We start from the raw sequence: 10,546 nt of genomic DNA on the forward strand, positions 1-10,546 counted from the left end.
TCACTCCCCTTCCGGGGTGCTTTTCACCTTTCCCTCACGGTACTGGTTCACTATCGGTCACTAGGGAGTATTTAGCCTTGGGAGATGGTCCTCCCGGATTCCGACGGAATTTCACGTGTTCCGCCGTACTCAGGATCCACTCAGGAGAGAACGAAGTTTTGACTACAGGGCTGTTACCTCCTATGGCGGGCCTTTCCAGACCTCTTCATCTACCTCGTTCCTTTGTAACTCCGTACAGAGTGTCCTACAACCCCAAGAGGCAAGCCTCTTGGTTTGGGCTGGTCCCGTTTCGCTCGCCGCTACTCAGGGAATCGCATTTGCTTTCTCTTCCTCCGGGTACTTAGATGTTTCAGTTCCCCGGGTCTGCCTTCTCATATCCTATGTATTCAGATATGGATACCACTCCATTACGAGTGGTGGGTTTCCCCATTCGGAAATCTCCGGATCAAAGCTTGCTTACAGCTCCCCGAAGCATATCGGTGTTCGTCCCGTCCTTCATCGGCTCCTAGTGCCAAGGCATCCACCGTGCGCCCTTTCTAACTTAACCGTTAAAAAGAATCACTATGTGATATCTTGTATTACTAATTGAATGTGAATGTCTACTGTTATCTAGTTTTCAAAGAACAACGCATAGGACATGCTAACACATGCGTTGCCACAGGATGTGGCGCATTTAGCAGGTGTTCCTATGTTTTGAAGGAATGATCCTTCAAAACTAAACAAGACAGGGAACGTTCTGTTTATAAGACCCAAGGTCTTATATTCCGTTAAAATCCTTAGAAAGGAGGTGATCCAGCCGCACCTTCCGATACGGCTACCTTGTTACGACTTCACCCCAATCATCTGTCCCACCTTCGGCGGCTGGCTCCTAAAAGGTTACCTCACCGACTTCGGGTGTTACAAACTCTCGTGGTGTGACGGGCGGTGTGTACAAGGCCCGGGAACGTATTCACCGCGGCATGCTGATCCGCGATTACTAGCGATTCCAGCTTCACGCAGTCGAGTTGCAGACTGCGATCCGAACTGAGAACAGATTTGTGGGATTGGCTTAACCTCGCGGTTTCGCTGCCCTTTGTTCTGTCCATTGTAGCACGTGTGTAGCCCAGGTCATAAGGGGCATGATGATTTGACGTCATCCCCACCTTCCTCCGGTTTGTCACCGGCAGTCACCTTAGAGTGCCCAACTGAATGCTGGCAACTAAGATCAAGGGTTGCGCTCGTTGCGGGACTTAACCCAACATCTCACGACACGAGCTGACGACAACCATGCACCACCTGTCACTCTGCCCCCGAAGGGGACGCCCTATCTCTAGGGTTGTCAGAGGATGTCAAGACCTGGTAAGGTTCTTCGCGTTGCTTCGAATTAAACCACATGCTCCACCGCTTGTGCGGGCCCCCGTCAATTCCTTTGAGTTTCAGCCTTGCGGCCGTACTCCCCAGGCGGAGTGCTTAATGCGTTAGCTGCAGCACTAAAGGGCGGAAACCCTCTAACACTTAGCACTCATCGTTTACGGCGTGGACTACCAGGGTATCTAATCCTGTTCGCTCCCCACGCTTTCGCGCCTCAGTGTCAGTTACAGACCAGAAAGTCGCCTTCGCCACTGGTGTTCCTCCAAATCTCTACGCATTTCACCGCTACACTTGGAATTCCACTTTCCTCTTCTGCACTCAAGTTCCCCAGTTTCCAATGACCCTCCACGGTTGAGCCGTGGGCTTTCACATCAGACTTAAGGAACCACCTGCGCGCGCTTTACGCCCAATAATTCCGGACAACGCTTGCCACCTACGTATTACCGCGGCTGCTGGCACGTAGTTAGCCGTGGCTTTCTGGTTAGGTACCGTCAAGGTGCCAGCATTTACTCTGGCACTTGTTCTTCCCTAACAACAGAGCTTTACGATCCGAAAACCTTCATCACTCACGCGGCGTTGCTCCGTCAGACTTTCGTCCATTGCGGAAGATTCCCTACTGCTGCCTCCCGTAGGAGTCTGGGCCGTGTCTCAGTCCCAGTGTGGCCGATCACCCTCTCAGGTCGGCTACGCATCGTGGCCTTGGTGAGCCATTACCTCACCAACTAGCTAATGCGCCGCGGGCCCATCTGTAAGTGGTAGCCGAAGCCACCTTTTATGTCTGAACCATGCGGTTCAAACAACCATCCGGTATTAGCTCCGGTTTCCCGAAGTTATCCCAGTCTTACAGGCAGGTTGCCCACGTGTTACTCACCCGTCCGCCGCTAACTTCAGGGAGCAAGCTCCCATCCATTCGCTCGACTTGCATGTATTAGGCACGCCGCCAGCGTTCGTCCTGAGCCAGGATCAAACTCTCCGAAGAAATGTTTGACTTGCTCATTTGCTTTTAGAGTGTGTGCTCACTATTTTAAAACGTTGGCGCTTAGTTTTGTTCAGTTTTCAAAGAGCAATCACTTTAACAACTTAATCATCATATCACGAAGTTGAGTAGTTGTCAACTTCTGCGAAGAATGTTAGTTATTTTTAAAATCGCTATTTCTTAGCGACTACCTAATCTTACTACTATTTCAATAAGACGTCAATAGTTTTTTTCAAGAACATGTTCGATCTTGTTTTTACTGCTCTATCAATAATTTCTAAGATCAAAAATGCCTTGCTTGCTAAATAAGCAACTCCCTTATGATAAAAGAGTTTACACATGATGTCAATGATTTTTTTAGCAAGTTACTTTATGTATGATTCTGTAGACGACCGTACATTCATTTCCTTGATTTCATTGACTTCCTTCGTTTTTAATCCTTATAATGAAGATAAATACATAAAATCATACATTCAAGTATCCGTTTTATAAGGGCTCGCAACCTTTTCGGAACGTCTTGAAAAAGAAGGGGACACAATTATGAACCCTATTAAGAACGTGCAGCCCATTCGGAACCAGCAGCAGCTGGAAGATATGAAGTGGGCGCTTAAACGCCATTGTTCGGAACGTGATTACATTCTGTTTGTCCTTGGCTGTGAAACCGGGCTGCGAGTTGGAGATCTTTTACGACTCAAAACCAAACAGATTCTGAATTTGAAAGGAAAGTACACGAAGATACTGCGCATCAAAGAGGGAAAAACACAAAAAATCAGGGAGATGTACCTTGAAAACTGTTTTCAGGAAGTCTACGGCTATGCCGTCAATGTGGACAGTGAGTGGCTTTTTCCATCCCGGAAGGGGGACGGCGCCATCACGCCGACCCAGGCATACCGGCAGTTAAATAAGGCCGCCGACTTTGCTGGTGTCGACCATGTCGGCAACCATACCCTGCGGAAAACGTTCGGATACTGGTTTTACAAAGCGACAAAGGACATTGCGATGCTGCAGGGAATCCTGCACCATTCGGACCCTTCGATTACCCTGAGGTATATCGGCATCACAGAAGAAGAAACCAATAATGTCTTGAAAACCTTCAGTGTGTTTAAATAACGGTTCCGAACGAAGGAGCAGTCTTTGACTGTTCTTTTTTTTTACTTCCGAAAGACCCTCGTTATCAGACGTCCATAAAGGCTGTTTTTAGAGGTTTGAACTCCCTATCTTTATTTTCCTATTCGGAAAAAAATCAAACAGCTTAGAAAGGCAAATACAAAGCTTAAACAGCGTATTTTTTAAAAACCTCTTGGTGAATCATACACTTTTATGCCTGTTTTTCATTTTTCCTTTTCGGAACCCTCGAATCCTACATCTGTAGCTTTATCTACTTTCATTTTTCTCTTTTTCTTTTTCTAAAGCATTTATTTTCTCTTAACTCACATCTTGCCTGACTGTTCACATCAAGACAGAAAACTTTCCCTACCGGCCGGCGATATCTTTAGAGTGCCAGAAGACCTCAGCATTCCAAAAGGTACGTTGGCAGGGTGAGGTCTTCTGGCGTTTACGAAAAAGAATGAGCCGGCCGGTATCCTGAATATGTATAAGATCATGCTAGAAATAAGACAGAAATAAAGCCAGACATTGAATTCTTTATAATTTCTCTCTTTTTATCGCTCTATCAGAGGTGTAAAGACAGATCATTAAAACCTTTTAAAAAAATAATAGTCTTTAACCTTTGATACACAAATTAGTGTTTTGAACTTACTCTATCTTAAAGTTTTCAGAATTTTCACAACAAAAAACCCCCTGTTGTGTTTGTTTTACTAATATTGTTTTAATTGTTTTACATTGTTTTAATTGTTTTCGGAGGCCTCAAACCATTGGTATGACTGGCCTCAAGACCTCTAACTATAACATTTTTGGTGCGAACTATAACATTTTTGGTGCGAACTATAACATTTTTGGTGCGAACTATAACATTTTTGGTGCCTGAACTATAACATTTTTGGTGCGAACTATAACATTTTTGGTGCGAACTATAACATTTTTGGTGCGAATTATAACAAAAAAATCCTTTTGTTATCGATGGATTTTTGTCATAATGAAGAAGCTCGAAAGGGAGGAAATTGTGATGAAAATTTTAGAAAAAAACGAAACACAGAACAACCATTTGGTGACTAAGTCGAATATGCTCATTGAAGCAAATTATAAATTAGGCGTGGTAGAACAAAAAATCATCCTTTGTCTGGCGAGCCATATTACACCTGCAGATTCAGATTTCAAAACCTACACCCTGCCTATTCAGGAATTTTCAGATCTCCTAAGCTTAAAAGGAACACCCAAATATACAGAACTGAAGCAGATTACGAAGGATTTGATGAAGAAGGTATTTGAAGTGCGGATTAAAAAAAAGGTCATACAGGTTTCGTGGCTCAGCTATGTAGCGTATAACGAAACGGAAGGAACTGTAGACATAAGGTTTGATCCCTTCCTGCGGCCGTACCTGCTTCAGCTGAAAAGGGAATTCACAAGCTACAAACTTGAGAATGTGGTGAAGCTGAAAAGCTCCTACGCCATAAGGATATATGAATTACTGAAGCAATATGAAAGACTGAAGGAAAGATCCTTTTACCTGAAGGACCTGCGCAAAATGCTCGGGGCTGAGGATATCTATCCTGCATACGGAAACTTTAAGCAGCGTGTTCTTGTACCAGCCCAGAAGGAATTGAAGGCTAAAACGGATATATCCTTTGAAATAGAAGAAATCAGGACAGGACGAAGAGTGGATAAAATCAAATTTTTCATTACTTCAGGAAGCAATGGAAAACCTGATCAATTGGACCTGCTTCAAAATCATTTGCAGGAATTTGCCGATACGTTTATAGAGAAAGTGAAAAAACTCGGCTTAAAGATGGGGGTAAGGTTAACGGACGAAGTCATTCTTTCATGGGAAAAGCATGGACAGGACAATGTAATGAGCCTCCTGGAGAAAATACAGGACCGCAAGGACATCGAAAACCCCGTCGGATACATAACCAAGGTCTTAAAGGCAGCAAACAAGGATAATGATGAATCAGAAGACATCCTTATACGCTTAGTATCTGACTTCAGAAAATCAAAAGAAGTACTGCCTGCTTGGTATATACGGGAAAAGTCCATTGAAAAAATGGAGGAAGTACTGAAATTGGATCATGAATCAGCAGCAGTTACATTTGAAGAAATTAAAGAAGAATTATTTGAAGTTCTGCAAATTCAGGAGCCGGAGGCTGAAAGTGATTCAGTAGAGGAGCTAGAAAAGCGCAAGCGTAAGTTCGAAAAGCAACTTAAGAAATTAAAAAAAGGCACCCATTAATGAGTGCCTTTTTTAATTGGATGACAAAGGCATCGTATAAAATAAGAAGAAAACAACGTTAGAAGAAAGGAAGAAAAGAAGAAAAGAAGAAAACAACGTTAGAAGAAAAAAATAAAAGAAGAAAGGGTGATAAAGGGATGGCGATTACTATTACAATGGGAATTCAAAAGGGAGGCTGCGGAAAATCCACCACAACCGGCATTCTCGCGCACTTGTTGAGCAGAAATGGATATAGGGTCCTTGCAGTGGATATGGACTCACAGGGCAACCTTACAGAGCTTCTGTCTGAGCAGCCTTCAAATGAGTATATGGGCAAGTCCGTGCTGGAAGCGATGCAGGAAGATAATGTTGAGGGCTACATACTGAATATCAACGATCACCTCGATCTTCTGCCTGCCAACAACTTTTTGGCAACTTTCCCGCGCTGGCTGTATACGGGAAAAACATATAAAGGCGATACGATCCCTTTTAGCGGGAATCCAAGTTCTGTCTTAGATCATGCTTTGAAGTCCGTCAGGGACAGATACGATTTTATCGTTATTGATACTCCTCCCTCCTTAAGCGAACAGACAACAAATGCACTGTGTGCCAGTGAATACGTGGTTGTTTTATTCGAATGTTCAAATTGGTGCTATTCAGCTATCCCGAATTTCATGGATTCTATCCATGGAGCCAATGAATTCGGAAAGAGAAATACTCAGGCGATCGGCGTGCTGCGCACGATGAATGATGTAAGGCGAAGCGATGCCAAGGCCTTTAATGAACTAATTGCGGAAGATTACCCGGACCTGGTATTTGATACGGTGATTACCAGGAAGGCGCCTGTTGGCAGATTATCTCTGTATGGATTTAACCAGAACGCTGAACTGCGGCAGGCATTGGGACAATACGAAGGATTCTATAAGGAGTTGATCAGCCGTGTCGAAGGTAAATGACATCAAGAGTAAAATGCGCAGTCAAAAGCACATTAGCCCCAGTTTTGCCTTGAACGAAGAAGTATTACCGGAAGAAACCAAGGAACGTTTAAACAGTGGAAAAAAAGAAGAAAAGAAGAAAGACCGAAAACGGGTATCCTTCGATCTAAGAACGGACCTTCATAAAGAACTGAAAATGCAGTCGCTGCTTCAGGAAAAGAACATTTATCTATTGATCGAGGAAGCATTGGAACAGTATCTTAAATGAACACGATAAAAAAGAAATACCCGAATAACTGGGTATTTCTTTTTTATCAATCAAATGTATTTTGAATAGCTGCATCAAGTCCCTGTCCGGATTCTTTGATATAGCGTTTAGTCATATTTAAATCCTTATGGCCGACCAGCTTTGAGACGGTTTGAATCTCAATTCCTTTATCGATAAGATTCTGGCAAAAAGTATGTCTCAACTTGTGCGGGCTCACATCGTACTTGCTCAGCATATATTGAACCGCCCTCGGTGTCATACGCTGGTTAACACTGGATAAGAAGACTGCTTCATTCTCGGCCTTCAGAGAGTCTTTATAACGCTTAATATGCTCACTGGCAGCTCTTGATAGGGGGATAACCCGTTCAATCTCGCCTTTTGAATCCCGGATAAGAATAGATTCTCTTTCACCGTCTTTTTTTATATCGGTGTGATTTAATTCACAAAGCTCGGAGACCCGAATCCCGGTATGAAGAAGAACATAAACAATAGCAATGTTCCGCACATTTCCTTCGTCTTCCACTTCTTTTATTAGTGCTGACTGTTCAGCTGGCTCCAGTGACTCTGGTGGTTCATCCTTCTTTTCCTTGGCTTTGCGGTCAATGTTGGCCATAATCTCTGGTTTGTTAAGAAACCGGGAAAATACAGTGATGGCTGTATAATGCTTTTCGATTGTTCCGGCACTTTTATTGGAATCGTCCATATAATCAAGATAGGCCTGCACATGGGTCGATTCAATCTCTTCTATTTCTTCTTTCATCCATTGAAAAAATTGAGAGAGAACACCTACATATGTTTTAGCCGTACTGTCTGATTTATTTTGATCCATTAACCATTCAGCAAAAGAATGAAGGATTTGGTCAGTATTTCGGATTTCTTCTTTATTCATCAAAAATCCTCCCGCCTAGAGTTCATCCAAACGCTTCAGATGAAAAAATATACAAAAAAACCTTAGGAAAAATCCTAAGGTTTTTTTGAAAAGAGATAGGATTTTGAACCTGCATTCTTCGGGTTATGAATCCTAAAACTAGAAATTGCTTGGCGGCGTCCTACTCTCACAGGGGGAGAACCCCCAACTACCATCGGCGCTGAAGAGCTTAACTGCCGTGTTCGGAATGGGAACGGGTGTGACCTCTTCGCTATCGCCACCAAACTATGAGGAACGTTGTTCCTTCAAAACTAGATAATAGAAGAAGTAAATTCTGCACGTCATTTTGGTTAAGTCCTCGATCGATTAGTATCTGTCAGCTGCACGTGTCACCACGCTTCCACCTCAGACCTATCAACCTGATCATCTTTCAGGGATCTTACTAGCTTGCGCTATGGGAAATCTCATCTTGAGGGGGGCTTCATGCTTAGATGCTTTCAGCACTTATCCCGTCCGCACGTAGCTACCCAGCTATGCCTTTGGCAAGACAACTGGTACACCAGCGGTGCGTCCATCCCGGTCCTCTCGTACTAAGGACAGCTCCTCTCAAATTTCCTGCGCCCGCGACGGATAGGGACCGAACTGTCTCACGACGTTCTGAACCCAGCTCGCGTACCGCTTTAATGGGCGAACAGCCCAACCCTTGGGACCGACTACAGCCCCAGGATGCGATGAGCCGACATCGAGGTGCCAAACCTCCCCGTCGATGTGGACTCTTGGGGGAGATAAGCCTGTTATCCCCGGGGTAGCTTTTATCCGTTGAGCGATGGCCCTTCCATGCGGAACCACCGGATCACTAAGCCCGACTTTCGTCCCTGCTCGACTTGTAGGTCTCGCAGTCAAGCTCCCTTGTGCCTTTACACTCTGCGAATGATTTCCAACCATTCTGAGGGAACCTTTGGGCGCCTCCGTTACCTTTTAGGAGGCGACCGCCCCAGTCAAACTGCCCACCTGACACTGTCTCCCCGCCCGATAAGGGCGGCGGGTTAGAAGGTCAATACAGCCAGGGTAGTATCCCACCGATGCCTCCACCGAAGCTGGCGCTCCGGTTTCCAAGGCTCCTACCTATCCTGTACAAGCTGTACCAACATTCAATATCAGGCTGCAGTAAAGCTCCACGGGGTCTTTCCGTCCTGTCGCGGGTAACCTGCATCTTCACAGGTACTATAATTTCACCGAGTCTCTCGTTGAGACAGTGCCCAGATCGTTGCGCCTTTCGTGCGGGTCGGAACTTACCCGACAAGGAATTTCGCTACCTTAGGACCGTTATAGTTACGGCCGCCGTTTACTGGGGCTTCAATTCGCACCTTCGCTTACGCTAAGCGCTCCTCTTAACCTTCCAGCACCGGGCAGGCGTCAGCCCCTATACTTCGCCTTACGGCTTCGCAGAGACCTGTGTTTTTGCTAAACAGTCGCCTGGGCCTATTCACTGCGGCTCTCTCGGGCTTGCACCCTAACAGAGCACCCCTTCTCCCGAAGTTACGGGGTCATTTTGCCGAGTTCCTTAACGAGAGTTCTCTCGATCACCTTAGGATTCTCTCCTCGCCTACCTGTGTCGGTTTGCGGTACGGGCACCTCTCACCTCGCTAGAGGCTTTTCTTGGCAGTGTGGAATCAGGAACTTCGCTACTATAATTCGCTCGCCATCACAGCTCAGCCTTCACGGGAAACGGATTTGCCTATTTCCCAGCCTAACTGCTTGGACGCGGATATCCAATACCGCGCTTACCCTATCCTCCTGCGTCCCCCCATTGCTCAAATGGTGAGGAGGTGGTACAGGAATATCAACCTGTTATCCATCGCCTACGCCTTTCGGCCTCGGCTTAGGTCCCGACTAACCCTGAGCGGACGAGCCTTCCTCAGGAAACCTTAGGCATTCGGTGGAGGGGATTCTCACCCCTCTTTCGCTACTCATACCGGCATTCTCACTTCTAAGCGCTCCACAAGTCCTTCCGGTCTTGCTTCACAGCCCTTAGAACGCTCTCCTACCACTGTTCGAAGAACAGTCCGCAGCTTCGGTGATACGTTTAGCCCCGGTACATTTTCGGCGCAGAGTCACTCGACCAGTGAGCTATTACGCACTCTTTAAATGGTGGCTGCTTCTAAGCCAACATCCTGGTTGTCTAAGCAACTCCACATCCTTTTCCACTTAACGTATACTTTGGGACCTTAGCTGGCGGTCTGGGCTGTTTCCCTTTCGACTACGGATCTTATCACTCGCAGTCTGACTCCCAAGGATAAGTCATCGGCATTCGGAGTTTGACTGAATTCGGTAACCCGGTAGGGGCCCCTAGTCCAATCAGTGCTCTACCTCCAAGACTCTTACCTTGAGGCTAGCCCTAAAGCTATTTCGGAGAGAACCAGCTATCTCCAGGTTCGATTGGCATTTCACCCCTACCCACACCTCATCCCCGCACTTTTCAACGTGCGTGGGTTCGGGCCTCCATTCAGTGTTACCTGAACTTCACCCTGGACATGGGTAGATCACCTGGTTTCGGGTCTACGACCACGTACTCAATTCGCCCTATTCAGACTCGCTTTCGCTGCGGCTCCGCATCTTCTGCTTAACCTTGCACGGGATCGTAACTCGCCGGTTCATTCTACAAAAGGCACGCCATCACCCGTTAACGGGCTCTGACTACTTGTAGGCACACGGTTTCAGGATCTCTTTCACTCCCCTTCCGGGGTGCTTTTCACCTTTCCCTCACGGTACTGGTTCACTATCGGTCACTAGGGAGTATTTAGCCTTGGGAGATGGTCCTCCC

5 protein-coding genes and 4 rRNA genes are annotated in these 10,546 nt (G+C 45.9%); 4 read left to right on the forward strand and 5 right to left on the reverse strand.

Going from position 1 to position 10,546, the window contains the following annotated elements; genetic code table 11:
* Together ACFC51_RS35650 and ACFC51_RS35655 are read right to left on the reverse strand one after the other, a co-directional pair.
* Positions 1-547 (reverse strand): 23S ribosomal RNA (locus tag ACFC51_RS35650); the annotation flags it as partial.
* 233 nt (positions 548-780) lie between these two features.
* A 16S ribosomal RNA gene (locus ACFC51_RS35655) occupies positions 781-2,329 on the reverse strand.
* Between the two features lie 537 nt (positions 2,330-2,866).
* Between ACFC51_RS35655 and ACFC51_RS35660 the strand changes: the two genes are divergently transcribed.
* The 4 genes from ACFC51_RS35660 (at position 2,867) to ACFC51_RS35675 (ending at position 6,854) form a co-directional block, all read left to right on the forward strand.
* On the forward strand, positions 2,867-3,436 hold the full coding sequence (locus ACFC51_RS35660; protein ID WP_376174685.1) for a tyrosine-type recombinase/integrase: 570 nt from the start codon (positions 2,867-2,869) through the stop codon (positions 3,434-3,436).
* Positions 3,437-4,421: 985 nt separating this feature from the next.
* On the forward strand, positions 4,422-5,672 hold the full coding sequence (locus ACFC51_RS35665) for a replication initiation protein (RefSeq protein WP_376532906.1): 1,251 nt from the start codon (positions 4,422-4,424) through the stop codon (positions 5,670-5,672).
* Between the two features lie 137 nt (positions 5,673-5,809).
* Positions 5,810-6,607, forward strand: coding sequence for a ParA family protein (locus tag ACFC51_RS35670; RefSeq protein WP_376296051.1), 798 nt, complete (start codon positions 5,810-5,812; stop codon positions 6,605-6,607).
* Positions 6,591-6,854 carry a hypothetical protein gene (locus ACFC51_RS35675; RefSeq protein WP_376296050.1) on the forward strand — a complete coding sequence of 88 codons (264 nt, stop codon included), beginning with the start codon at positions 6,591-6,593 and terminating at the stop codon, positions 6,852-6,854. Before ACFC51_RS35670 ends, ACFC51_RS35675 begins: the two co-directional genes overlap by 17 nt.
* A 46-nt stretch (positions 6,855-6,900) precedes the next feature.
* On the opposite strand, the gene ACFC51_RS35680 is transcribed toward ACFC51_RS35675, so the two are convergent.
* The 3 genes from ACFC51_RS35680 to ACFC51_RS35690 all read right to left on the reverse strand — a co-directional run.
* Positions 6,901-7,743, reverse strand: a complete 843-nt coding sequence (locus tag ACFC51_RS35680; RefSeq protein WP_376296049.1) for a tyrosine-type recombinase/integrase — start codon at positions 7,741-7,743, stop codon at positions 6,901-6,903.
* A 147-nt stretch (positions 7,744-7,890) separates the two neighbouring features.
* Positions 7,891-8,007: ribosomal RNA gene (gene rrf / locus ACFC51_RS35685) — 5S ribosomal RNA — on the reverse strand.
* 61 nt (positions 8,008-8,068) lie between these two features.
* A 23S ribosomal RNA gene (locus ACFC51_RS35690) occupies positions 8,069-10,546 on the reverse strand; the annotation flags it as partial.

It is taken from the genome of Streptomyces sp. NPDC055962 (genome assembly GCF_042270185.1).
Lineage (GTDB): Bacteria > Actinomycetota > Actinomycetes > Streptomycetales > Streptomycetaceae > Streptomyces.